Raw genomic sequence first — 24,865 nt, 5'->3', positions numbered from 1 at the left:
GAAAAAGCCCAAACGAAAACACTTGAACTCAAAAATGGATTCAAGTGTAGTGATTGGATTGGTACAGTTCAGTCATACCATTAGGAGAGCCCTTTACTCACGGAATAATGAGATCAGCCACTCTTAATTTCCTTTAGGCTTATTCACACCGAAACACGATCATTCAATCACTTCCTAAACGACTAAAGGTTAGTATACTTTCACGTTTCAACCAAGAATACGTTTCAGAATTCATATAGATTTAAATTTACGTCAATATCTCGAAATCAAATATTCCAGAATATGTCCCTTAAATGTAAAAAGAGCACGTTATTCGATAAACGCGTCCGTTTCCTGAATAAGCAAAAACCTTCTATAAACCGGGGCGAGCAAGGGCGCGCTCTTTTAGTGGAGTGTTTCCAGAAATTCTTAAATAACATGAGGATTCTTAAATAACGACTGACGATTCTTAAATAACTGGCTAGGATTCTCAAATATCAGGTCTTAGCTTTGAGAAGAACCATATTTTCGTCATTTCTCACAATGTATTACTCAATAATATTGCCCTATTGAAGAAAACGCTTGTTAGTCTCGAGACAGAAACCAGCAGTTAGTCAAAAGACAAAAGGAGAGCACATAGTAGTCGTATATGCTACTACGTGCTCTCCTTTTTCTATAGTGCTTTATAATTTAGATCTCCACCACTCAGTAAACAAACCGACATTCTCATTGTTTACAAACCAAGCCGCTTGATCTTACCCGCTAAGGAAATAAACAAAGATCAATATGGTTCCAAAATATGAAAAAACAGCCTGGGCCCAGTAGCGATTGCTTTCTTTTCTTAACATCCATTTATTCCAAAGAAAGAAAATCGCTAGACAAAGGAACAAGCTTAAGAGTGATTCAAAAGACCACATTGAACCCATAAAAGAAAAGGCAAGCCAAGTATATAGATAAACCATACAAGTTATAAGACCGTGCGAAGCATTCACCAAAAGAAAGATAGAATGTTTAGTCGAATTCATCGTTATCACCAAAGCTTTCCGATGTTCCTATCGTACTAGCCCCGCGAAGGATTCGCAACTATGCCATTTTAAGATTTTGTAAAGATGGAAGGGTTTTCCCGCCACTGCATTAGTTTATTATAATGTTCTTTTCTTAATAATCCTTCACTCTCCATCGTGTCAATCAACTGATTGTAACCTGTTAGTGAGTGGACGGGGAGTTTGCGGCTTTGAAAAGCTTCATCAGCCGCCGTTAGATTATAATGAAAGATGGACAGGACAGCAACTACTTCAACCCCTTCCTTTTCTAAGGTTTCTGCCGCTTCAATTGACGATTTCCCTGTAGAGATTAAATCCTCAATCACAATGGCTTTCTTCCCTTTTTCGTATGCTCCTTCAATCTGATTGCCTTTGCCATGTTTTTTGGCGGAAGATCGAACATACACCATTGGGAGCTGCAGGCGATCGGCTACCCAGGCTGCATGGGGGATGCCTGCAGTTGCACATCCTGCAACCATGTCAATTTCCTCGTCTATATTCGTAATATATGCAGCAAACTGAGCGGAAATTTCATTACGAATGGCTGGATAGGACATTGTCAAACGATTGTCACAGTAAATAGGGGAACGGAGTCCAGATGTCCATGTGAATAAATCATCCGGGCTTAGCTGGACGGCTCCGATATCAAGTAGATGTTGCACGAGTGATTTGTCTGGCATACTCAAATTCCTCCTTTATTTTTTGATAGGCGGCGGAAGGTTGTTCTGCTGCTGTAATGCTTCTTCCGACAACAATGGCATCACTGCTTTTTTTCCCTGCTAGGTTTGGTGTAGCGATTCTCTTTTGGTCGTGTACCTCACCTGACGTAAGACGAATACCTGGTGTTAGTGTAAGAAAAGAATGACCACAGCTTTGTTTGATTGTTTCTACTTCCTGGACGGAACAGACGACGCCGTCTGCCCCTGACTGTTTAGCCAGTTTCGCGTAGTGTCCGACAACCTGAGGCATCTCATCCTGTACAAGCAGTTCATCCTCAAGCATCGCTTGATCTGTTGACGTAAGCTGTGTGACCGCAAGCAAAAGCGGTCTCGCTCCACTGCTTGCTTCTTCTAATCCTTCACGAGCCGCTTCGATCATTTTTCTTCCGCCCTGGGCATGAACATTCACAACATCGACATCAAGCTTTGCCAAATTGCTCATCGCCCGTTTCACCGTTGCTGGGATATCGTGAAGCTTTAAATCCAGGAATATTTGATGGCCTCGTTCTCTCAATTCGTAAATAACCTGGGGGCCTTCCCGGTAAAATAGTTCCATTCCAACCTTAACTGGGATGCCTTTCAGTTGATTTTGTTCAATGAAATCTACAACATGATGTTTATTCTCTAAATCTAATGCTAGATAAAGTGGATCAAGTTGACGTTGTTTGATAGTGGGCACCTCCAATGACTTCCTTAACCGAGCTAAACTGGTGAGCCGATAACGCATCCGGCAATTGATCGATTAATTCCTTGCATATATAAGGATTTTTAAAATTAGCACTTCCAACTGCGACAGCACTTGCTCCCGCCAGCAAATATTCGATGATATCATCTGTCGTTTCAATGCCGCCCATGCCAATGATGGGCAGATCAACAGCTTGATAGACTTGATGAATCATACGGATCGCAACAGGCTTTATCGCGGGGCCAGACAGCCCACCCGTTTGATTGGCGATGATCGGTTTCCTTGTTGATGGGTCGATTCTCATGCCAGTCAACGTGTTGATCATCGATAATCCATCGGCACCTGCCTCCTCGGCTGCTTTCGCCATCGTTACGATATCAGCCACGTTAGGAGAAAGCTTCACATAAACGGGTTTAGCACTTGCTTCTTTGACCAATTTTGTCACCGTATAAGCAAGTTCGGGGTCCACACCAAACTGTACGCCTCCCTCTTTTACATTCGGGCAGGAGATGTTTAGTTCAAGTGCTGACACGGTGCTGTTCCCAAGCTTTGCCGCTACCTCTTGATAGTCTTCCATCGTGCTTCCTGCGACATTGGCCACAATCGGTGTCTGATACGGCTCGAGAAATGCCAGTTCCTCACCAATGATCGCGTCCACGCCAGGGTTTTGCAGACCAATCGCATTCAGCATGCCACTGGCTGTTTCAGCGACTCTTGGCGTAGCATTTCCAAAGCGTTTCGTTGCCGTTGCCGCTTTGATCATGATCGCTCCTAAGTGGGAGAGATCGTAAAACTGGGCAAATTCACGACCGAATCCGAAGCAGCCTGAAGCAGGCATGACCGGGTTTTTCAACTGTAGACCAGGCAAGTCAACTTTCGTGTCTATCATAAAACGACCTCCTCTGGGCGGAATACAGGGCCGTCAGAGCAGATCTTGCGGTAGCCCTTCGCATCCTCTTCGTCTGCACATTCCACGACACAAGCAAAACAGGCTCCAACCCCACACCCCATCCGTTCTTCAATCGATATATAGCCAGGTACACCTTTTAGCTGTTCCTTGACACCTTTTAGCATCACGGTCGGACCGCAGGAAAAATACGTATCATACCCATCGACTTGCGGGATCACGTCGGTTACAAATCCACGCGTTCCCATGCTCCCATCGTTTGTGGCGACATGCACATCGCCTAGGGCTTGAAATTTTTCCGTAAAAAATACGTCTTCGCTTGAACGGAAACCTAAAATACTCGTCACTTCCATTCCTTTTGACTTCAAGTTTTTTGCCAAGTAATACAGTGGCGGAACACCAATGCCGCCACCGATGAGCAGGGCTTTGTTCGTCGTAAGCTTATCAATGGGAAAACCTGTCCCGCTTGGACCTAGCACATCTAACTTGTCACCAATCTTTTTCCTTGTCAGCGCATCGGTTCCTTTGCCCATAACCTTATAGAGCAAGGTAACGGTTCCTTTATCGCTATCTACATCAGCAATCGACACTGGACGTCTGAGAAAGAAATCATCACTCACTTGAATGTGGACAAATTGCCCGGGAGTCTCAACGAATTGAGGGAGACTCCCTTGTAATTCCAACAGATACGTTTGGCTGGCAATCGACTGATGGGCAACGATCGTCATCCATTCTCGTTGCATTAGGCAAACACCGCTTCTTTTTTCGCAATCGTCCGAGCTGTAAATGTCATCGCATCGATGACCTCTACAATCGTTTTAGCCGTATCAAGACTTGTCAACGAGGCAATCCCATGTTCAACCGCTTCACGTCGAATTTGGAACCCGTCCGAACGGGCGCGTCTCCCCTTATTCAAGGTGTTTACAACAAATTGGACATCACCACTGCGAATCAAATCGACCACATCCCGCTGGCTTGAACCGAGCTTGCCAACCGCTTCAACTGGTAAGCTTGCTTCCTCAATCGCTCGTGCTGTCCCTTCCGTAGCGTATAAGTGGAAACCAAGCTGATGAAACGTTCTTGCAATCTCAATCATTTCCTGTTTATCTTTATCGGCTACCGTTAATAACACAGATCCTTCTGTCGGTATTTTCAACCCTGCCGCTGTCATCCCTTTGTACAAGGCTTTCTCAAGGCTTTGATCGTAACCGATTACTTCCCCTGTCGACTTCATTTCGGGCCCAAGCGTCGTATCTACACTGCGGAGCTTTTCAAAGGAAAAGACAGGAACTTTTACATAAACCCCTTCAGGTTTCTCAGCAATTCCAGACGTATAACCTAATGAAGCAAGTGTCTGCCCCATAATCGCTTTCGTAGCCAACTGGGCCATGGTAATTCCAGTAATTTTACTTAGGAAGGGAACAGTTCGGCTCGCCCGTGGGTTCACTTCCAGTACATAAGCTGTTTCATCAAAAATCACGAACTGAATGTTGATTAATCCCTTCATGTTCAGTTCACGTGCGATTTTGACGGTAGCATCAATGCACTGTTGTTCGAGTCGTTGGGATAGACGCTGAGGCGGGTACACTGCCATCGAGTCACCTGAGTGAACGCCTGCCCGCTCGATATGTTCCATGATCCCGGGTATGACAACATCCTTGCCGTCTGTAATCGCGTCAACCTCAATTTCCATGCCTGTTAAATATTTATCGATAAGAATCGGATGGCCATTGTGAACGCGGACATTTTCCTCCATGTACATCAATAACTCTTCTTCGGAGTAGACGATCTCCATCGCCCGGCCGCCAAGGACATAAGAAGGACGTACGACAACGGGATAGCCGATGTGGCTAGCGGCTTGCACGGCTTCTTCCATACTTGTCACACTTTCTCCGCCCGGTTTAGCAATATCAAGATTCGTTAACAATTGTTCAAATAAGTCACGATCTTCGGTTTGGTTGATGGCATCCATCGTTGTGCCAAGAATCTCAACACCTTGGCGGCTAAGGCCTTCCACTAAATTAATCGCTGTTTGTCCGCCGAATTGAACGATGACCCCTTCAGGTTGTTCGAGATCAATGACATGCATGACATCCTCAAGCGTCAACGGCTCAAAGTAGAGCTTGTCAGAAACGCTGAAGTCTGTCGATACGGTCTCAGGGTTGTTATTCATGATAATGGCCTCATAGCCCATTTCTTTAAGAGCTAACACAGAGTGGACCGTTGCGTAATCAAATTCGACCCCTTGGCCGATACGAATCGGACCTGAACCAATCACGAGCACTTTTTTAGCCTCTGTGACCACCGATTCATTCTCGTCCTCATAGCTGCTGTAAAAATAAGGCGTTTCAGAGACAAACTCACCTGCACACGTATCGACCATTTTGTACACGGGAGAGATGTGATGCTGTTTTCTAAAGCTCATCACTTCATCAATCGTCGTATCGAGCAGCCTTGCAATTTGTCGGTCAGAAAACCCGGTTTCTTTTACCTCACGGATGACATCAGCCTCCCATGGTTGTTCTTTGACGACATGCTCAAGCTGAATGATGTGCAGCATTTTGTGTAAGAAAAAGTAATCAATCCCTGTAGCCTCATGAAGTTCTTCTAGCGTCACCTTTCTTCTTAAGGCTTCTGCCAAGATGAAAATTCGTTCATCATCAGCCCGACGCAGTCGATTGAACATCTCTTCGCGTGACAGTTCAGCAACCGATGCCACAAATAAATCGTCGGTTTCGCCTTCTAAGGAGCGGATTCCTTTTAACAACGATTCCTCAATGGTACGTCCAATCGCCATCACTTCACCTGTTGCCTTCATTTGTGTACCGAGCTTACGATTTCCTTTGGCAAACTTATCAAAAGGCCAACGTGGAATTTTCGTTACAACATAGTCGAGTGCTGGCTCAAAGCAAGCGTACGTCGTTTTTGTAATCGGATTTTCGATTTCATCAAGCGTCATGCCGATCGCGATCTTAGCCGCAAGCTTGGCAATCGGATAGCCCGTCGCTTTTGAAGCAAGTGCCGAGGAACGGCTGACACGAGGGTTGACTTCAATCACATAGTACTGAAAGCTGTCAGGGTCTAATGCTAACTGGACATTACAGCCTCCTTCAATTTCAAGCGCCCTGATGATTTCTAATGATGCATTTCGCAGCATTTGATACTCACGATCGCTTAACGTTTGTGAAGGGGCAACAACGATCGAATCACCTGTATGAATCCCAACAGGGTCAAAGTTTTCCATGTTACAGACAACAATAGCCTGGTCATTCGCATCACGCATCACTTCATATTCGACTTCTTTAAAACCAGCGATATTCCGTTCAATTAAACATTGATGTACAGGAGATTGGGCCAGACCATTCCGTGCGATGTCTCGAAGCTGTTCTTCGTTATCACACATCCCGCCGCCGGCTCCGCCCATTGTATAAGCCGGACGAACGATGACCGGGTATCCGATCTTATTGGCAAAATTTACGGCTCCATCCACAGAACTAACGATGTCACTTTCAGGAACAGGCTGTTCTAATTTGTGCATAAGATCACGGAACTTCTCCCGGTCTTCTGCACGTTGAATCGCGTCTAGGGGGTGCCCAGCAGCTCTACTTTATTTTGTTCCAAGATACCAGATTCGCTTAATTCTACCGCTAAATTCAAGCCTGTTTGTCCGCCAAGTGTTGGTAAAATAGCATCTGGAGATTCTTTACGTACAATTTTTGTTAAAAACTCAAGTGTGAGAGGTTCCATGTACACCTTATCCGCAAATGTGTGGTCGGTCATAATCGTTGCCGGGTTTGAGTTTGCTAAGATCACTTCATAGCCTTCTTCTTTTAAGGCCTGGCATGCCTGTGTCCCAGAATAGTCAAACTCTGCTGCCTGCCCAATGATGATCGGACCTGAACCGATCACTAGAATACGTTTAATATCTGTTCGCTTAGACATGAAGAGCCTCCTTTGTTTCTTTTTGTGATTGAGCAATTCGTGTTAAAAATTCGTCAAACAATGCGGCCGTATCGTCTGGTCCTGGTGAACTCTCTGGATGGTACTGTGCAGAGAAAACATTCTGTGTCTTGTGCTCAAGCCCTTCTACCGTGCCATCATTTAAAGAGATTTGAGTTAGTGATAGACTTGTAGATTGCAGTGATTCTTCGTCAACGGCATAGCCATGGTTTTGTGAAGTAATCGCGGTCTTGTTCGTCCGGATATCCTTAACTGGTTGATTTCCACCTCTATGGCCGAACTTCATTTTCACGGTATCCGCCCCAGATGCCAAAGCAATCAACTGGTGTCCTAAACAAATCCCGAAGACCGGAACACGTCCCATTAACTGGCGTACGGTTTGAATCGCCTCAGGTACATCTTTTGGATCCCCCGGGCCGTTTGACAGCATGATGCCATCAGGGCGGAGCCTCTCAATTTCTTCTGCAGTTGTATGGTAAGGAACGACCGTCACGTGACAGCTTCTCTTCGTAAATTCTCGTAAAATCCCATGCTTCATTCCGAAGTCGATCAGCACGATCCGGTAGCCGCGTCCTGGCACAACATATGGTTTCACCGTCGATACTTGTTTAACCTGATCCGTTGCAAGCGGAGTTTCTTTCATAATGCTGACGAGTTGTTCTACTGGGCGATCAACGGAGGTAATCATTGCTTTCATCGTGCCATGTTTGCGAATAATTTTCGTTAATTTTCGCGTATCTACCCCGCTGATTCCAGGAATTCTTTTTGCCTGCAAAAATTCATCTAACGTCTCTTCACTTCTAAAATTAGAAGGGTGTTCACAATGCTCTTTAACGACGACCCCTAGGATCGCTGGGTTGACGGTTTCAAAATCATCCCTATTGATGCCATAATTGCCAACCATCGGATACGTGAATGTTACAATTTGTCCGCAGTAAGAAGGATCCGAGATAACCTCCTGGTACCCTGTCATCCCTGTATTGAAGACAATTTCACCAAAGCTTTCGCTATCACTGCCAAATCCTTTTCCTACGAATACTGTGCCATCCTCAAGAACGAGCTGCTTCATATACATCCTCCTCAAAAACTAGTTTTCCATTTGCGATTGTAACGACTGGCCACCCTTTTAAGTTTTCTCCATGAAAAGGACTGTTCTTTCCTTTTGATGCAAGATTGTGGCGGTCGACTTCTTTCGTATGTTCAAGATCAATCAGTGTCAGATCCGCCATGCTGCCAACTTCAAGTTTCCCATAAGGCAGCTGGAAGATTTCGCTCGGGCGAATCGTCAGCCAGCTGATGAGCTGCTCTAAGCTGAATACTTCTTTTTTTACTAAATGGGTGTACAGGAGCGGAAAGGCGGTCTCAAGCCCGGTAATCCCAAAAGGCGAGTGCACAAATCCTGCCTGCTTTTCTTCCTCTGTGTGCGGAGCGTGGTCAGTCGCGATGCAATCGATCGTCCCATCAAGCAGACCATCCAGTAACGCTTGCTGATCTTCTTTAGACCGAAGCGGTGGATTCATTTTAAATAGTGCATCATCTTCCTTGATAGCTGCTTCATTTAACAAAAGGTGATGGGGAGTGACTTCGGCTGTAACGCGAATACCAGCCTTCTTTGCGTCGCGGATTACCCGTACAGATTCCTTCGTTGACACATGGCAGACGTGATAGTGACAATCAGCGGCTTCCGCTAACAGCACATCCCTCGAGATGTGAACAGACTCCGCGATATTCGGAATTCCTGGAAGGTCTAGACGTTTGCTGACCTCCCCATCATGTGCAACACCGTTATAAACTAGTGAGTTATCCTCACAGTGTGCAACGACGGCTTTGTTGACACGTGCAGCTTCTTTCATGGCCTCATACATTTTTCCTGCCTGCTGCACGCCGACACCGTCATCTGTAAAAGCAAATGCCCCGGTCTCACTTAGCGCCTCCATATCCACTAACTCACCGCCAAGCTGTCGTGTCGTAATCGATGCGTACGGTAGAACACGGACACGAGCGTCTTGAGCGATTTTTTCAAGCAGATTAGTCATCGTTTCCTTTGAATCTGGGACAGGCCTAGTATTCGGCATCGCACAAATCGTTGTAAATCCGCCTCTAGCCGCGGCTTCTGTACCTGTTGCGATCGTCTCCTTCGCTTCCCCGCCTGGCTCTCTTAAATGGACGTGGACATCAACGAACCCAGCTGATAACAAACGGCCTTTGGCATCGATTACTTTGTCTTCTTCCCCGTCAACTTTGACAGCTAATTCACTTACTTGTCCCTTTTCTACCAAAACTTCACAATCCTCAAGTTGTCCATTAACTAATCGTTTGCTGTTGATAATTTTTATACTCATACGCCAGTTCCCCCTTTAATAATGTTTGGATGATCGCCATTCGCATCACTACCCCATTGGCCATCTGATCAAAAATTCTCGACTTTCTGCACTCGACAAGTGAAGATTCAATTTCTACTCCGCGGTTTACAGGTGCGGGGTGGAGAATGATTGCATCGTCTTTCATGCGTTGCTCGCGTTGTTTTGTTAAGCCAAATTCTTGTAAATAATCTCCTTGCTGGCCGCCTATGACATGACGCTCATGTTGAATGCGCAGCAACATAACGACATCGGATTGCACGCAGGCCTCATCCATCGTTATATAGTCAGTTGAGATCGACTCATCACGCCATGGTACTGGTGCAACGAAGGATACCTTCGCCCCCAGCTTCTCTAAGGCATATGCATTCGAGCGGGCCACCCGGCTATGCTTAATATCGCCAGCTATCGTGACGCGGAGATTTTCAAAGCTTGGAAATTCTTTTGAAATGGTGTAAAGATCTAATAGTGATTGGGTAGGATGTTCCCCCGTTCCGTCACCTGCATTAATGATAGATAAGGATGAGAGTCCTTGTGCTGCTTGTTGCAGGATCCCTGTTTCAGGCTGACGAACAACAGCCAGCTGCACTCCAAGTGCCTCAAGGGTTTTCAATGTATCTTCAAGTGTTTCTCCCTTGGTCACACTCGAATCCACCCCGTTGAGATCGAGGATATCCATCCCCAGACGCCTTTCCGCAATATAAAAGCTGTTTTTCGTTCTCGTACTAGGCTCTAGAAAAATATTGCTCGCAAATGTCTGTTCCATCGGTAGTGTACCTCGATCACATTCAATCGTCCGGGCTGTTTTAATAAAATTTTCAATTTCTTGCTTCGTAAGGTGATTCATAGATAATAAATGCTGCATAGGACCACTCCTTCATTATTAAAAAAAGCACCTCCGGGTATACCGGGGGTGCTTTCTTCGCCGCCATGGACGAACAAGCTAAGCCCTAGGTACACCCTTCAAAGTCTCACAGGACCTTGTTAAAACGTGTATAGGTTTAGATTATGCTGCTCCATCATTTTGCTGTTCATCCATCTCCGTTGCTTCAAACATACGACCATTCCCTTGACTCTTTTCTTTTCCTGGAAGGATGAGGTTTAAAAGCACCCCTACAATCGCTGCCAGAGCCATGCCTGCAATTTGTACATCATCGGTTACTTGGATAAACGCCCCGCCTACTCCAAGAACAAGGATGACGGAGGCAATAATTAAATTTCGTTTTTCTCCAAAATCTACTTGATTATCAATTAACATGCGCAGACCGCTTGAAGCGATTGTTCCGAATAATAGAATGGAAACCCCGCCCATGACAGCCGATGGTATCGAGCCAATGATCGCCGTGCTCATCCCCATAAATCCAAAGAAGATCGCTACCACGGCTGCACCGCCGATCACAAACACGCTGTACACTTTCGTAATGGCTAGCACACCGATATTTTCACCATACGTCGTATTTGGAGGACCTCCTAAGAAAGAGGCAATCATTGTCGCTACTCCATCCCCCATAATCGACCGATTAAGGCCGGGGTCTTTTAAGAAGTTGTTGCCAACCACCTTGGATAATACCATTTGATCACCAATATGCTCGGTTATCGTCACGAGGGCAAAAGGTACCATGATAAAGACGATATGCCAGCTAAATACTTCTGTTGGTGAAAAATCTTTAAATGGGATAAGAAATTCTGGCATGTGGAACAGGGCCTGCATGAAACCGCCGATTGATCCGGCAGAAATTATGTTTTGCCATTCTGCTTGAATTTCAGTTGTATCGACAATGCCCTGAGTAAGGGCAAATACATAGCCGCCAATGATTCCGAAAAGGATAGGAAGTAAGCTTAAAAATCCTCTCAAGAAAACCGTTGCAAGGATGGTAATTCCTAACGTTACGAGCGCTACTGTGAAATGTGTCGCACTATACACTTGTTCCTCACCCGGCAAGTACATTGCCATATCGATAGCCGTTGAAGCCAGCCCTAAACCAATAACGATGATCACCGGTCCTACCACAACCGGGGGTAACAGCTTCAGCAGCCAATTCAGACCAAACATTGTGATCAGTAAGGCAATCACCCCGTAAACAAGCCCCGCTAAAAAGCTCCCGATCATTGCTCCAGCTACACCACTCGTTTTCGATACTTCAACAATCGGATAGATAAAAGCAAAGCTTGATCCTAAATAAGCCGGAATGCGCCCGCGTGTAATGAGGAGATAAGCCAATGTTCCAAAACCGCTTGAAACTAAGGCGACAGCTGGTGATAACCCAGTTAAAAAGGGCACAAGAATGGTCGCGCCAAACATGGCGAATAAATGTTGTATGCTTAAGGTAAGCCATTTGTGTGCTTTAGGTATTTCTCTTATTCCGATTGCTGCTTCTGTTGATTTCATGCAATCTCCTCCTCTTTTTGCTCTTCGGTGTCTTCCATTCTGCACGATGATTGGGTGATAGCTAAACGGGCTTTTCCGCTGTTTCTCTGCCTAGCTGCTACGGGCATACCCGCTCTGTTTTTCTCATAAAAAAAACTCTTTGCTTAAAGGTACGCAAAGAGGTAGACGCATCTTGGTGGACGCGTACTGCACTTACGACCTTTTAAGCCTCACGGGACTTGATTTAAAGGTGTAACGGTATTTACTTTTCAGAAATAAACACTTCATCAGCCTCATCAGTCTCTGACAAAGCTACTGTCACAACCTCATTTAACGAGGTTGGAACGTTTTTCCCTACATAATCAGCACGTATTGGCAGCTCGCGGTGGCCGCGATCAACGAGTACAGCTAACTGTATTTGTGACGGTCTTCCATGGTCCATAAGGGCGTCCATTGCGGCCCGCACCGTGCGACCTGTATAAAGCACGTCATCAACTAAGATGACTTTCTTATTCGATATATCTGCTTCGATCTTTGTCTCTCTAACATCTGGGTCAACTTGACTGCCCTTTTTTGATAAATCATCACGATAGAGAGTTATATCAAGTTCACCGCCAGGGATCTTCTCCCCTTCAATGCTCTCGATCTTTGATTTTAAACGATCAGCTATAGGAGCTCCACGTGTTTTAATGCCGACCAGCACGATATCTTCAACGCCTTTATTTTTCTCAATGATTTCATGTGAGATTCTAGTAAGCGCACGACGAATCGCTGCATCATCCAGTACAGTTGCTTTTCTTTCCATGCTTTCACCCCTATACATAGCAAAAGCCCTTTTCCACATGAAGGCAGAAAAGGACTTAGGCACACAAAAATGTCTTGTGTTTCCGAACACCTTTCTAGCCTCACGGGACTATCTTTAAAGGACTTTTTTATTCTACTAATGATTATTGCAAAGATGATGAGTTTTGTCAACTTCTATTCTTAAGATATTGAATCGTTTCTGTAAAATCTTCAGGCGGTTCAACTTCGAATTTCAGCCACTTTCCTGTAGTAGGATGTTCAAACCCTAATGATTTAGCATGAAGCGCCTGTCCATCTAAATCAAGGGTTTTCCGAGGGCCGTACTTAGGATCACCAGCCAGAGGATGATTAATGTAACGCATATGAACACGGATTTGATGCGTTCTTCCTGTCTCAAGCGTGCATTCCACAAGGGTAAACTCAGGAAAATGATCAAGAACCCTAAAATGTGTAACGGCATCACGTCCTTCATCAACTACAGCCATACGTTGACGGTCTTTCGTATCACGTCCAATTGGTGCATCAATCGTTCCATATTCGTGGGCAATAGAGCCATGGACAATCGCTATATATTTGCGTTCCACTGATTTCTCCATAAGTTGTGCGACAAGCGATTCATGGGCTCGATCATTCTTCGCCACCATAAGCAGGCCGCTTGTATCCTTATCTATACGATGAACAATTCCTGGCCGCTCCACTCCATTTATACCCGATAAATCGTTACAATGATACAAAAGAGCATTAACGAGCGTCCCGTCCTCATGCCCTGCAGCTGGGTGAACAACCATGCCAGAAGGTTTATTTACAACAATAACGTCACGATCCTCGTAAACGACATCAAGATCGATATTCTCTGCCTTTAGCTCGAGCGGCTTAGGTTCGGGATCGTCCATGTGACAGTATCACCCACTTGAACCTTGTAGTTGCTTTTTACAACTTCATCATTTACTAGAACGAGGTTTTCTTTTAGCCAGCCTTGTACTTGGGAACGGGAAGCATCCTCAATGATGTCAGCTAGCAATTTATCAACACGTTTGAATTGATCGGTATCTTTTGCTTGATATTGTTCATTCATGCTTTACTCTCCTTTTTCTTGCGGCGTTCATCAACAAATGTAGCAATCAACACAAAAATAACCCCTATAACAAGGGATGAATCCGCCACATTAAAGATCGGGTAGTTATAACTTCCAATGTAAACATCAAGAAAATCAACGACCTCTTTACGAAATAAGCGGTCAATAAAGTTCCCGATCGCACCGGCAAGTATGAATGCAAGGGCTACACCAACGAAGCGGCTCTGTCTGGCATACTGCCTCATATAATAAATAAGGATACCAACAACAATGACAGTCACAATATAGAAGAACCACATTTGCCCCTCAAGAATGCCCCAAGCCGCTCCGCGATTCCGATGTGAGGTAATGTAAAATACATTCTCAATCACGGGAATCGATTCACGTATCTCCATTGTTTGGACAACAATCCATTTAGTAATTTGATCTACAATGATGATCGCAGCAGCAATCAAATAATATATGTACATAAACTTCCCCCAAGTATCAATTTCCTATGCTATTGTACCACAAATTTAAGAAAAGCGGAGCGGGGCTTAGACCTTACGCGCATAAGTGCTCCTTAAATCAAAAAGACCCACCTTGGTCAGCATTGTTAAGAGGCGTGGTAGGTTCTGTTAACATGATGATTATACTCGGATTGTGACTATAATTTTAATTGATCTAGGCTATTTAAGTAACCTTTAGGTAAGATGTTAGAAAAAGACATTATCATTGATAATGTCTCGAGTCTATATATATTCTAGACTTAATCCTATATAAATGATAACAGAGACAGCGATGAATCCTGAGAAAAATAATACCTTATGAAACTTAGATCAATTCTTCATCCACCCCCAGCGTTTTCGATCCACATCAATCCAGAAGAAATCAACAACAACTGCTAGCAAGATAATTAATAAAGCTGCTAAAGAACTTATAAGGTTGTGCCCCCATTAGATCTTCTTATTAACTTCACTCAAAAAATTCCTTAGAGTGCGTGTTCAAAAAGTTGCCAAATTAGAAACAAGAAGCTCGAGGCGCGAAAGTTTTGAGGACCACAGCTTATGATTTTCCTACGTGAGGACCGGAAAAACCGAGCAACGAAGACATTCGCCGTTTATCATTTAAGTGCATTTCGCTTAACTCTTTTTAGAACTAATTATCCATAATAGCCGACAGCGTTTAAGATTATAACGCCAACGACGGTAAAACTTAACCCCCTGCTATTATACAAATAAGTGTTCTAAATTTCCTCGTATCAAACCACACAATTAACCCCATTAGAATAGTGAAAATAACTCCAAAAAATACTGAAGCATAAGGGTTAGTCGGTTGAATCCAATCATACCAATTCAAAAAATCCATAATGCGCCCCCTATTCTCAATCGACCTTCCTCTTGTATTAAAAGCAGGCTAGACTAATATTGAAAGCAGTAGGGGGCTTAAGCTTCTTCCACTTGATTCTTCGCTGTTAATTTAAAAAAGGTTATAGAACCAATGAAAGAGGTAATGAATAATGTTGCCCCCATCGGTACAGCTGTCGTCTCGTCAATCCCAACAAGAGGAGAGACCATGGAGCCGAATAGTAACGGAAGCATACCTAACACAGCACTTGCACTTCCTGCTCGATGTCCTTGTTTTTCCATCGCCAGCGTGAAGGTACTTGTCAGAATCATTCCCATAGAGGTCATGTAAATAAATATAGGGATCACAAGAGTGGCTAATGGCCCTTCAATAATCGTCATGATTAGAAGTATTGAAGTTGCACTTACAGCAATAATTACAGCAGTTCGAAGCAAGCTTCTTTCATGTATGATTCCACCCAAGCGTCCGATGATAAAACTCCCGGTAATTATAGCTAAGCCATTAATGCCAAATAGAATACTAAAGACTTGTGGCGACACATCATAGATCCCCTGGTACACAAAAGGAGTTCCTGATACATAAGCAAAGCTCCCTCCGTGAATGAACCCGATTGTCAGGGCGTAGCCAATAAAAGAACGATCCTTTAACAAGCTGCCAATAGTACGAAACGAATTTCCAATCGAACTCGGGATGCGCCTCTCCATCGGCAATGTTTCGGTTAATTTTAACGCAATAACTAAAACAATGATAAGTCCTAGGAAACCTAAAAAGTAAAAAATTGTATGCCAGGTTGCAAATGGCAAGAGTAAGATAGCTCCACCAGCCATTGGTGCAATCATTGGGGCAGTTGCATTGATGACCATTAAAAGCGCGAAGAATTTCGTAAGTTCTCTACCGCTAAACACATCACGCACCACTGCACGAGAAAGAACTACTCCTGCTGAAGCCGTGAAACCTTGGAGAAAGCGGGCTGCTACTAATGTAATAATATTCGGTGCTAGGGCACAGAAAAGGGATGATAACGCAAATAACGAAATGAATATCAATAAGGGTTTCTTTCTGCCCTGTGCATCACTGATCGGTCCAACAACGATTTGACCGACCGCAAGGCCAATTAAACAGGCCGTTAAACTGAGCTGTACTAGTGAAGCGCTAGCCCCTAAGTCCTCGGCAATCCCAGGGAAACTTGGTAAATACATATCAATATTAAGCGGGCCTAATACACCAAGCATGCCGAGTAGAAAGGCCAATCCTAAACGTTCTTTTCCTGTTGGATTATGTAACATCAATCTCAAACACCTTTCCTAACTAACTCTTTTTTTACAGTCGTTTGATACAACCTCCCTCCTTCGAAGTTTTACTTAATTCGGTTGCAATAGACAAGCAAGTTGTTTAAGAAACATACCAGTACTCCGCAAGCTAAACATTTATTGATTCACCTTTTTAAAGATCAAGATTAGATAGCTGTACACCTGTCGTTCGCTTCTTTCAATTAAAACAAAAAGGATAATAGGAAACAACCGATTCCATTAGCCCTTTCGTTATATTAGGTGTATATGTCATCGCATAGCCTTTGTTTATGGATTAAAAAACAGCGAAAATAAAAAGTACAATTCCAATCGCTATTTTTGAAGTTGATATCGCAGAAATAATTATCATTCCCTTTAATATTGATATCTTATCATAGTCGATTCATAAGAAGTTACGTAAAGTGTATAAAAAAGCGAAACTCAGATAAAAGAGTTTCGCTTTTTTATCATATGCTATTACCATTTTCCACAACATTTCCAACCGAACCATGCGGCTTCCAGCTTATTCACCATTCTTCTATTAGGTGGTATATATTCAACTTCCTAGCTTGCTCAACCAAATAGTCCAGATCCAAATCATTTTTATGTATGAGGAACATTCTATAGGCCCATTCATAGTCTTCATCTTCTTTAGGATACTTTAGAGTGAAAGCAATCCCCTCTATACGATGAATAATGATATCCTCTATCCCGATAATATAGAGAGTTTTACCATTAGGGAGAACTAATTCAAATACATGATCAAGACTACCTTCAAGGTTGTTGGAAGGGACCTCTATAGCCATTTCCGATTCAACATGATACCACTCTCGTTCTGTACGGGTAAACCCTAGTTTGGTTAGAAGATCGTTATATAGATTCCAGCCATCACTTACAAGGTCAATATCGTGAGTATGGTAGTCATTCCGTGTATATATTTCAACGGATAGACCACCTACAACAATAGGTTTGATTCCTTTACATTTAAAATACTCTGTTAAAAGTGCAGTGAATTCGAGTTGACGCTCAAACTTTGGTCTATCTTTAAGATAAGTGAGCGCTTCCTGAAGGTCCTCAACTGTAGTCATAATACATAGACCTCTTGCCTAATTTCTTTACCTTGCCTGCTCTTACAGCTTTCTGCCACCTGGCAATAGATATTTCATTTAAGGCTTTTACTTCTCCGGGTGTACGGGTGCGAGATTTTTTTTTACGGCAGAGAGTTCGAGAGGACGTGCGAATAATTGCATTAGCACGTGTGCGGTTTTCATTAATGTTGTTGTCAATTTTCTCAAGGGTTATTGTTCTCATTCACCTCATACCACCTTCCTTTAGAAATTTATATTTATATAATACAATACATTTTAATAATTGAGAAGTCAGATTGATTTTTCTTTTTTACTATAAAGAGTTTGTCCTTACAATCATAAGATTTGTCCTATGTCATGTTTACACGAACATTAAATAAGCAAAGTAAAACGAAAACGCCGCTTAACTAAGCGACGCCTCCCTTTTTAAATTTCATAATGTTCTTTTACAACCGTTGCACAACGCACACATAACTCTGGATGATCGTCATCTTTTCCAATATTATCTGAAGACACCCAGCAACGTTCACATTTTTCACCAGAATGCTTCGCAACCTCAACATCGACATGATCATAAGGCTTCGCATCGTTCGCTTCTGATGCGACTGTTGCATCTGAAACGATCAACAGCTGATGGATATGATCAATGCTCGTTAATACGTCGCGAGTTTTATCATCTTTAGGAACTAGTGTGACTCTGGCCTCAAGTGACTTCCCGATTACTTTTTCATTACGGGCCACTTCAAGTGCCTTTAATACATCATCGCGAACATCCATAAAGTGATCCCATTTTCCTACAAGTGCCGCATCAACTTTATTGTCGGCTTCCGGCATATCTGTCAGTTGGACACTTACCGTTTCGACACCTGGAATATAGCTCCATACCTCCTCAGTGGTATGAGGAATAATTGGTGACATCAACTTGACAAGTGACGTTAAAATCTTATAATAAACCGTTTGGATGCTGCGACGGTACGGATGATCCTTCGCTTCAATATAAAGAATATCTTTTGCAAAATCAAGATAGAAAGAGCTCAAATCAATCGTACAGAAGTTGTGGACTTTGTTATAAACGATAGAGAATTCATAGTCATCATAGGATTTGCGGACATCAGCAACAAGCGTATTCAGCTGATGCAGCATATACTGATCGACTTCTTGTAAGTCTTTATCTTCGACCATGTCGGTATTTGGATCAAAGTCGTGCAAATTCCCAAGCAGGAAGCGGAATGTATTACGAATTTTACGATAGACTTCTGCTACCTGTTTCAAAATATCGTCGGAAATACGCACATCAGCTTGATAGTCTGCTGAGGAAACCCATAGGCGGATAATATCCGCACCAAGCTGCTTCATCACTTTATCAGGAATAATGACGTTTCCGAGTGACTTACTCATCTTACGCCCTTTACCGTCAAGAGCAAATCCGTGGCTTAGAATACCTTTAAATGGAGCCTTGCCTGTAACGGCAACAGACGTAGATAAGGATGAGTTAAACCAGCCTCTGTACTGGTCAGATCCTTCAAGGTAAAGGTCAGCTGGGCGATTTAAGCCCTCTCTCTGATGAAGTACCCCCTGGTGTGATGACCCTGAATCAAACCATACATCCATAATATCGGTTTCTTTTGTAAACTCGCCATTTGGACTGTGTTCAGAAGTAAACCCATCCGGCAGCAAGTCTTTAGCTTCACGCTCAAACCAAACATTTGAACCATGTTCGCGGAACAGCTCCGAAACATGTGAAATGGTTTCATCGGTTATGATCGGAGTCCCGTTCTCAGCATAAAAGACAGGAATCGGTACGCCCCACGTTCGCTGACGTGAAATACACCAGTCTTGGCGGTCACGAACCATATTATACAAGCGGGTTTCTCCCCATTTTGGCGTCCATTCCACTTGATTGATTTCATCAAGAAGTTCTTCCCGGAAATCTTTAATCGAAGCAAACCACTGATCCGTAGCCCGGAAGATCGTCGGCTTTTTCGTCCGCCAGTCGTGCGGATACGAGTGAGTAATGAATTCAAGGCTGAGTAGAGCGCCCGCTTCCTTCAACTCATCGGAAATCGGTTTATTCGCTTTATCATAAAACAGCCCCTCATATCCAGGTGCTTCCTCTGTAAACACTCCCTTATGATCAACAGGGCAAAGAACATCAAGACCGTACTGCTGGCCGATCCAGAAGTCATCTTCCCCGTGGCCCGGTGCTGTATGAACACACCCTGTACCGCCATCTACGGTCACATGATCACCCAGAACAACAAGTGATTTGCGATCATATAGTGGATGCTTAGCTGTCAATCGATCGGCTTCTTTTCCTTTGAATACTTTCGTTACTTTATAATCTGACCATTCAAGCTTTTCAGCAACGGTATCTAGTAAATCATGGGCGATAATAAACTTCTCATTTGCCACTTGCACTACGACATAGTCATAGCCTGGATTTAAGGCAATTCCCAAGTTAGATGGAATCGTCCAAGGGGTTGTCGTCCAAATGATAAATTTCTCGTCGCCTTCAAGCAAATCTTTCCCATCTTCTACTTCAAATGCTACATAAATGGACGGGGAACGTTTATCTTGGTATTCAATTTCTGCTTCCGCTAATGCTGATTCAGAAGAGGGGGACCAAAAGACAGGCTTAAGCCCTTTGTAAATGTATCCCTTCTTAGCCATATCGCCAAATACTTTAATTTGCTCTGCTTCATAATCCTTATTAAGCGTAATATACGGGTTATCCCAATCACCACGAACACCCATCCGCTTAAATTCATTACGTTGATTATCGATTTGTCCTAGAGCATACTCTGCGCAGCGCTGGCGAAACTCAGCAACTGACATTTTTTTACGATCTACTTTTTTCTTAGCTAATGCAGATTCTATCGGCAGCCCGTGTGTATCCCAGCCAGGTACATAGGGAGCATGGTAACCCGCCATTGATTTATAACGAACGATAAAGTCTTTTAACGATTTATTTAAAGCATGCCCCATGTGTAAACTTCCATTGGCATACGGCGGCCCATCATGCAAGACAAACAACGGACGTCCTTCCGTCCGTTTCTGTACTGCTTGATAAATATCTAAGTCTTCCCAAGTCTTTTGCATTTCCGGTTCACGATTCGGTAAATTGCCCCGCATCGGAAATCCGGTTTTAGGCATTAATAGTGTTTCCTTGTAGTTCATCGGTGTTCCTCCTTTTCGAATAAAAAAAGCCTTCCCTCCCCCAAAAAGGGACGAGAAGACTCGCGTTACCACCCTAATAAATTAGCAATCCATGCTAAATCACTTATCTTATTCGTATCGTGAATGACTCGACTACATCTACTACATAAGGTTCGACGTAGCAACTCAAGGGGGATCTTCCAGAAGAGGTAAGCTTCGGTCTTCCACCATCACCGAATCGCTATCCTGGCTATTCTCTCTGTACTTTCCCTGTCAACGTTTTATCATTATTTATTTATGCTTATGCATTATATGTAATCATAGCGATTCAGTCAAGTGTTATGATTTGCGAGTTCCTCTTTCAAGTCGATTTCTTCATCGAACTCTGTTTCAAAGAGATGATCCCAATCATCGTTATCGATCATATCAACTTGAGCCTCAACGAGCATGCGCAGTCTCATTTTGAACACTTTGGCCTGCTTTTTCATTTCTTCCACTTCGATTGAAATACGACGGGATTTCTCAAGTGCCTCATTAATGATGCGATCCGCATTCTTCTCAGCTTCTTTCACGATAAGCTTAGACTCTTTCGTCGCACTATTCTTTACTTCTTCAGCTGTTTCCTGGGCAACCAGAATCGATTTATTCAAAGTGGTTTCAATTGTATTAAAATGTCCTAAGCGTTCATTCATTTGCTCGACTTCACGTTCGAGATCTTTTTTCTTACGGATGACAATCTCGTAATCTTTAATCACTTGATCGAGAAATTCATTGACATCATCTTCATCATACCCTCTAAATCCTCGTGCAAACTCTTTATTATGAATATCAAGTGGTGTTAAAGGCACACCGGCCACCTCCTTAAAAGTGTCAATACATTTAGCAGTTATTTACTTCTTTCGACATAACCTTGTGTAATTCCTCTAAATTAAACCAATTAATTTAACTTAGAAGTCGTCACACGATACTTTTCTTTCTTCGTCATTCCGTTTATTCGATCAAGTCTGCTTCTGCCTTTTCCTCTAACGGAGAGTATGTCACCAGTTTCTAATAGAAAAGAAGGGTTTTCTACCGTTTTAAAGTTAACTTTCACCTGTCCTGCATCAACATACATGGCGGCATTTTTTCTTGAGACACCGTAAATTTCTTTCACGAGTACGTCAAGTCGTAATGAACTTAAAGTAGAATCCTTTGTTTGCCACACTTCCTTACTTTTCATTAACGATGGAAGCGGCTTTTCCTGAAAACTTACATTTACTTTCTTAATTCCGGTAAAATTCATCCGTATGTAATCACTGATTTCTGAGGCCACAACGATATGAATCATCCCATCTTGGACAATTAAATCGCCAAGCTTTTCCCTGCGAATCCCTAGTGACATAAAAGCTCCGAGCACATCTCTATGCTCTAGCGCAACAAATTTATCAGGGTACGTTGCTTCCAGCAGAACAACACTAAAATCCTGCTCTGTTATCTCCTCATATTCTGGTGCAATGATCGCTCTTTTTCTTTCAGGGTCATTTGGGCCGCCATACAACTCCCACTTCAGATCAGGATCGGTCCCCATGACAGCACGAACGATCTGCTGCTCTCTTGGGTTTAGAAAATCACTTTCCTTACGCTCAAAACGCATGTCAACATCGCTTTGCCAGGACAGCACTTGTTCAATAAACGGGCGTTCCTCTTCTCTAAAATGCTGATAAATATCCATGGATTCAACCCCCAAGTCTCGACAAAAAAAGAACAGATGAGAGGCTGGCTGCTTACGGCTAGCATCTAACCTGTTCCCATTCGGTTATAACATCATTTGAAACAGAACCCGAAGACCTTCTCCTGCAAAACGAAGAACAAAAATGGCAACGAGCGGAGACAAGTCAATCATTCCGAGTGGCGGAATAATTTTTCGAAACGGCTCTAAAAATGGTTCACACATTTTACTAAGGATCTCACCGAAGCTTGATTCTCTTGCGCCGGGGAACCATGATAAAAGAATGTAAATAATTAAGAGCCAGCTATAAATATTGATCGCAAAAAGCAAGACATTAAGCAACTCAACCATCGTTTACCACCTTCTACTCATATCTTCATCATCTTCAGTCATTAACATCTCCGAAATTGAACCAGAAATTTCCACATTGTCCGGTGTACAAAGAAATGTTTGGGAGCCAAGCTTTTGAATGTCTCCCCCTATAGCATAAACGGTACCACTTAGAAAATCCACAATTCGCTTTGCTTGAGCATGATCCACACGCTGCAGATTAATCACAACCGCTTTCCGATTGACGAGCTGATCCGCTATTTCCTGGGCTTCATTGTAATTCTTCGGTTCACTTAGGACCATTTTAGATGAAGACTTCGCACTCTTTAAGCTTACGACATTTCCTTCATGACGCTGCTTATTTTTTTGCATAGGGGCAACATCTTCCTCTTGCTCTTCTTCGCTATCCATTCTATCTTCTTCAATGTATTCATATTCATCTTCGAGTGTAAAAAATGATTTTAGTTTATTTTTCATACCCATTCTAACCACCTCTAGATTAATTTATTATCCTACAAGACTTGAACCGACTCGAATATGTGTAGCACCCTCTTCAATAGCTATTCCATAATCGTTGCTCATTCCCATTGACAGGTATTCACATGGAGCATGTGGCAGCTGCTTGTCCCGAATACGATCACGCAAGGCGCGGAGTTTTCTGAACACGGCTCTTAATTCTTCTTCCTGGTCAACGTGAGGCGCCATTGTCATTAAACCGACAACTTTCACATGCTCAAAAGCTTTCAGAGTATCTACAAAAGCTTCAACCTCTTCCGGTGAAAGTCCATGCTTGCTTTCTTCGCCGCTTGCATTTACTTGGATAAAACAAGGGACGGGGCGTTCAGCACGTTTGTTAATCTCTTTAGCTAACGATTTTCTATCCAAGGAATGGATCATATCGACTTTATCAATAACATCTTTCACTTTTCGGGATTGCAGGGAACCGATAAAATGCCAATTCGCCCCGTTTCCAATGCGCTCGTATTTTTCTAAAAACCCCTCTTTACGGTTTTCTCCGAGATCCTTAATCCCGGCTTCAAGAGCTTCTTTGGTCCTTTCCACAGTCACATACTTAGTTACAGCTACAATGGTAATCTCATCTTTGTCACGGCCACAGCTGCGACATGCGTCTTCGATTGTTTCCATCATTTGTGTTAGATTGTCTGCTACTGTCATATATGTATCGTTTCTCCTTTCTCGAACTACTCTAGACCGATATAAGTGAGCATTCTGCCTGTTCGCCCCTGGTCACGTCGATGGGAGTAAAATAGTTTGTCCTCTTCAAATGTACATAAGTTAGTTTTATGAATGTGGGATTCATTTAATCCAGCATCTAGAGCTAATCGCTTGTTCAATTCTTTCAAATCCAGTAAATATTTATTCCCCATTTTAGAGGTACTCACTTCCTCTTTATACACTTCGGGAATATGATCCATTACATGCTGGTCTACCTCATAATTTCGTTCACTAATCGATGGGCCGATAACCATGATCATGTCGTCAACAGACGCGCCTTGTTCCATGAGTTTATTGATCATTTTTTCCGCCATTCCGTGAACCGTGCCTTTCCATCCAGCATGGGCAAGACCAATCCATTGAGCCTTAGGATCAAAAAAGAGAAGGGGGACACAGTCTGCATAAAAGGCTGTCAAAAGCATATTTTTTTGATTCGTTATTAGGCCATCTGCATCTGCTATTGCCTTATTTTTATCGAAGGCTCCTCTTCCCCCATCATCTTTCTTTACAACATGTATATCTGTACCGTGAACTTGTTCAGCCATCACCCATTGGTTTAAAGGGATTTGCAATTCATCTGCGAGTGCTTCACGATTACGAATCACATGACCTTTACAATCTTCTACATGTAATCCCATATTCAATGAATCATATGGCACTTCACTATACCCGTTCTGTCTTGTTGTTATTCCTGCTATAACACTGTATTCACCTAAACACATCATTCGTCTTGGCGACTTGTGTTTGAAGGGCTCGGTCATTCTACCACCTCAATTTCCCTCCATTTTACCACACCATTCACGCTTTTTCC

20 protein-coding genes, 2 pseudogenes and 1 other annotated feature are annotated in these 24,865 nt (G+C 43.2%); all 22 genes and pseudogenes read right to left on the bottom strand.

Going from position 1 to position 24,865, the window contains the following annotated elements:
• Positions 1 to 1,072 precede the first annotated feature (1,072 nt).
• Positions 1,073 to 1,702: an orotate phosphoribosyltransferase gene (gene pyrE, locus MUO14_RS22420; protein WP_244752716.1), complete on the bottom strand. Its 630-nt coding sequence runs from the start codon at positions 1,700 to 1,702 to the stop codon at positions 1,073 to 1,075.
• The gene (gene pyrF / locus MUO14_RS22415; protein ID WP_244752715.1) at positions 1,668 to 2,420 is read right to left on the bottom strand and encodes an orotidine-5'-phosphate decarboxylase; all 753 of its coding nucleotides are present in this window, start codon (positions 2,418 to 2,420) and stop codon (positions 1,668 to 1,670) included. Before pyrF ends, pyrE begins: the two co-directional genes overlap by 35 nt.
• Entirely contained in the window at positions 2,392 to 3,315 is a 924-nt protein-coding gene (locus tag MUO14_RS22410; protein WP_244752714.1) for a dihydroorotate dehydrogenase, read from the bottom strand. Before MUO14_RS22410 ends, pyrF begins: the two co-directional genes overlap by 29 nt.
• Positions 3,312 to 4,076, bottom strand: a complete 765-nt coding sequence (locus tag MUO14_RS22405; protein ID WP_244752713.1) for a dihydroorotate dehydrogenase electron transfer subunit — start codon at positions 4,074 to 4,076, stop codon at positions 3,312 to 3,314. Before MUO14_RS22405 ends, MUO14_RS22410 begins: the two co-directional genes overlap by 4 nt.
• Positions 4,076 to 7,275 (bottom strand): annotated as a pseudogene (carB, locus tag MUO14_RS22400) (carbamoyl-phosphate synthase large subunit). Before carB ends, MUO14_RS22405 begins: the two are co-directional and overlap by 1 nt.
• Positions 7,268 to 8,368, bottom strand: coding sequence for a carbamoyl phosphate synthase small subunit (locus tag MUO14_RS22395; protein WP_244752712.1), 1,101 nt, complete (start codon positions 8,366 to 8,368; stop codon positions 7,268 to 7,270). The pseudogene carB and the gene MUO14_RS22395 overlap by 8 nt, the downstream one beginning before the upstream one ends.
• Positions 8,343 to 9,635 carry a dihydroorotase gene (locus tag MUO14_RS22390; protein ID WP_244752711.1) on the bottom strand — a complete coding sequence of 431 codons (1,293 nt, stop codon included), beginning with the start codon at positions 9,633 to 9,635 and terminating at the stop codon, positions 8,343 to 8,345. The genes MUO14_RS22395 and MUO14_RS22390 overlap by 26 nt, the downstream gene beginning before the upstream one ends.
• Positions 9,598 to 10,518, bottom strand: coding sequence for an aspartate carbamoyltransferase catalytic subunit (locus MUO14_RS22385; RefSeq protein WP_244752710.1), 921 nt, complete (start codon positions 10,516 to 10,518; stop codon positions 9,598 to 9,600). The genes MUO14_RS22390 and MUO14_RS22385 overlap by 38 nt, the downstream gene beginning before the upstream one ends.
• A 141-nt stretch (positions 10,519 to 10,659) precedes the next feature.
• The gene (locus MUO14_RS22380) at positions 10,660 to 12,042 is read right to left on the bottom strand and encodes a solute carrier family 23 protein (RefSeq protein ID WP_244752709.1); all 1,383 of its coding nucleotides are present in this window, start codon (positions 12,040 to 12,042) and stop codon (positions 10,660 to 10,662) included.
• A gap of 241 nt (positions 12,043 to 12,283) precedes the next feature.
• Positions 12,284 to 12,826 carry a bifunctional pyr operon transcriptional regulator/uracil phosphoribosyltransferase PyrR gene (gene pyrR / locus MUO14_RS22375; RefSeq protein WP_244752708.1) on the bottom strand — a complete coding sequence of 181 codons (543 nt, stop codon included), beginning with the start codon at positions 12,824 to 12,826 and terminating at the stop codon, positions 12,284 to 12,286.
• A 166-nt stretch (positions 12,827 to 12,992) separates the two neighbouring features.
• A pseudogene (locus MUO14_RS22370) lies at positions 12,993 to 13,900 on the bottom strand (RluA family pseudouridine synthase).
• Positions 13,897 to 14,370: a signal peptidase II gene (gene lspA / locus MUO14_RS22365; protein ID WP_244752707.1), complete on the bottom strand. Its 474-nt coding sequence runs from the start codon at positions 14,368 to 14,370 to the stop codon at positions 13,897 to 13,899. The pseudogene MUO14_RS22370 and the gene lspA overlap by 4 nt, the downstream one beginning before the upstream one ends.
• Before the next feature lie 954 nt (positions 14,371 to 15,324).
• A complete protein-coding gene (locus tag MUO14_RS22360) occupies positions 15,325 to 16,533 on the bottom strand; it encodes a Bcr/CflA family efflux MFS transporter (protein WP_244752706.1) in 1,209 nt (402 codons plus the stop codon).
• 530 nt (positions 16,534 to 17,063) lie between these two features.
• Complete coding sequence (locus MUO14_RS22355) at positions 17,064 to 17,624, bottom strand: hypothetical protein (protein WP_244752705.1); 561 nt, start codon at positions 17,622 to 17,624, stop codon at positions 17,064 to 17,066.
• Positions 17,611 to 17,847 (bottom strand): hypothetical protein, encoded by a 237-nt coding sequence (locus MUO14_RS22350; RefSeq protein ID WP_244752704.1) that lies wholly within the window; start codon positions 17,845 to 17,847, stop codon positions 17,611 to 17,613. Before MUO14_RS22350 ends, MUO14_RS22355 begins: the two co-directional genes overlap by 14 nt.
• Positions 17,848 to 18,050: 203 nt before the next feature.
• Complete coding sequence (gene ileS, locus MUO14_RS22345) at positions 18,051 to 20,801, bottom strand: isoleucine--tRNA ligase (RefSeq protein WP_244752703.1); 2,751 nt, start codon at positions 20,799 to 20,801, stop codon at positions 18,051 to 18,053.
• Positions 20,802 to 20,844: 43 nt separating this feature from the next.
• Positions 20,845 to 21,066: a binding site (T-box leader), on the bottom strand.
• A gap of 46 nt (positions 21,067 to 21,112) precedes the next feature.
• Positions 21,113 to 21,628 (bottom strand): DivIVA domain-containing protein, encoded by a 516-nt coding sequence (locus MUO14_RS22340; protein WP_244752702.1) that lies wholly within the window; start codon positions 21,626 to 21,628, stop codon positions 21,113 to 21,115.
• A gap of 89 nt (positions 21,629 to 21,717) precedes the next feature.
• Positions 21,718 to 22,491 carry a YlmH family RNA-binding protein gene (locus MUO14_RS22335; RefSeq protein WP_244752701.1) on the bottom strand — a complete coding sequence of 258 codons (774 nt, stop codon included), beginning with the start codon at positions 22,489 to 22,491 and terminating at the stop codon, positions 21,718 to 21,720.
• Between the two features lie 84 nt (positions 22,492 to 22,575).
• The gene (locus tag MUO14_RS22330; RefSeq protein WP_244752700.1) at positions 22,576 to 22,839 is read right to left on the bottom strand and encodes a YggT family protein; all 264 of its coding nucleotides are present in this window, start codon (positions 22,837 to 22,839) and stop codon (positions 22,576 to 22,578) included.
• A 3-nt stretch (positions 22,840 to 22,842) separates the two neighbouring features.
• On the bottom strand, positions 22,843 to 23,301 hold the full coding sequence (locus MUO14_RS22325; RefSeq protein WP_244752699.1) for a cell division protein SepF: 459 nt from the start codon (positions 23,299 to 23,301) through the stop codon (positions 22,843 to 22,845).
• 24 nt (positions 23,302 to 23,325) lie between these two features.
• Positions 23,326 to 23,994, bottom strand: coding sequence for a YggS family pyridoxal phosphate-dependent enzyme (locus MUO14_RS22320; RefSeq protein ID WP_244752698.1), 669 nt, complete (start codon positions 23,992 to 23,994; stop codon positions 23,326 to 23,328).
• A gap of 26 nt (positions 23,995 to 24,020) precedes the next feature.
• Positions 24,021 to 24,815, bottom strand: coding sequence for a peptidoglycan editing factor PgeF (gene pgeF / locus MUO14_RS22315; RefSeq protein WP_244752697.1), 795 nt, complete (start codon positions 24,813 to 24,815; stop codon positions 24,021 to 24,023).
• Positions 24,816 to 24,865: the final 50 nt, after the last annotated feature.

Source organism: Halobacillus shinanisalinarum (assembly GCF_022919835.1).
Lineage (GTDB): Bacteria > Bacillota > Bacilli > Bacillales > Halobacillaceae > Halobacillus_A > Halobacillus_A shinanisalinarum.
Note: the sequence above shows the minus strand (reverse complement) of the source record. Positions and strands in the feature narration are given on the sequence as shown.

Bases quoted from the DNA above. Each gene is read 5' to 3' on its own strand.
- MUO14_RS22325 (WP_244752699.1), bottom strand. From the start codon at position 23,301: ATGGGTATGAAAAATAAACTAAAATCATTTTTTACACTCGAAGATGAA.
- pyrE (WP_244752716.1), bottom strand. From the start codon at position 1,702: ATGCCAGACAAATCACTCGTGCAACATCTACTTGATATCGGAGCCGTC.
- pyrR (WP_244752708.1), bottom strand. From the start codon at position 12,826: ATGGAAAGAAAAGCAACTGTACTGGATGATGCAGCGATTCGTCGTGCG.
- MUO14_RS22390 (WP_244752711.1), bottom strand. From the start codon at position 9,635: ATGAGTATAAAAATTATCAACAGCAAACGATTAGTTAATGGACAACTT.
- MUO14_RS22330 (WP_244752700.1), bottom strand. From the start codon at position 22,839: ATGGTTGAGTTGCTTAATGTCTTGCTTTTTGCGATCAATATTTATAGC.
- lspA (WP_244752707.1), bottom strand. From the start codon at position 14,370: ATGTACATATATTATTTGATTGCTGCTGCGATCATCATTGTAGATCAA.
- MUO14_RS22405 (WP_244752713.1), bottom strand. From the start codon at position 4,076: ATGCAACGAGAATGGATGACGATCGTTGCCCATCAGTCGATTGCCAGC.
- pgeF (WP_244752697.1), bottom strand. From the start codon at position 24,815: ATGACCGAGCCCTTCAAACACAAGTCGCCAAGACGAATGATGTGTTTA.
- MUO14_RS22385 (WP_244752710.1), bottom strand. From the start codon at position 10,518: ATGCAGCATTTATTATCTATGAATCACCTTACGAAGCAAGAAATTGAA.
- MUO14_RS22335 (WP_244752701.1), bottom strand. From the start codon at position 22,491: ATGGATATTTATCAGCATTTTAGAGAAGAGGAACGCCCGTTTATTGAA.
- MUO14_RS22320 (WP_244752698.1), bottom strand. From the start codon at position 23,994: ATGACAGTAGCAGACAATCTAACACAAATGATGGAAACAATCGAAGAC.
- ileS (WP_244752703.1), bottom strand. From the start codon at position 20,801: ATGAACTACAAGGAAACACTATTAATGCCTAAAACCGGATTTCCGATG.
- MUO14_RS22355 (WP_244752705.1), bottom strand. From the start codon at position 17,624: ATGACTACAGTTGAGGACCTTCAGGAAGCGCTCACTTATCTTAAAGAT.
- MUO14_RS22360 (WP_244752706.1), bottom strand. From the start codon at position 16,533: ATGTTACATAATCCAACAGGAAAAGAACGTTTAGGATTGGCCTTTCTA.
- MUO14_RS22380 (WP_244752709.1), bottom strand. From the start codon at position 12,042: ATGAAATCAACAGAAGCAGCAATCGGAATAAGAGAAATACCTAAAGCA.
- MUO14_RS22410 (WP_244752714.1), bottom strand. From the start codon at position 3,315: ATGATAGACACGAAAGTTGACTTGCCTGGTCTACAGTTGAAAAACCCG.
- MUO14_RS22350 (WP_244752704.1), bottom strand. From the start codon at position 17,847: ATGAGAACAATAACCCTTGAGAAAATTGACAACAACATTAATGAAAAC.
- MUO14_RS22395 (WP_244752712.1), bottom strand. From the start codon at position 8,368: ATGTATATGAAGCAGCTCGTTCTTGAGGATGGCACAGTATTCGTAGGA.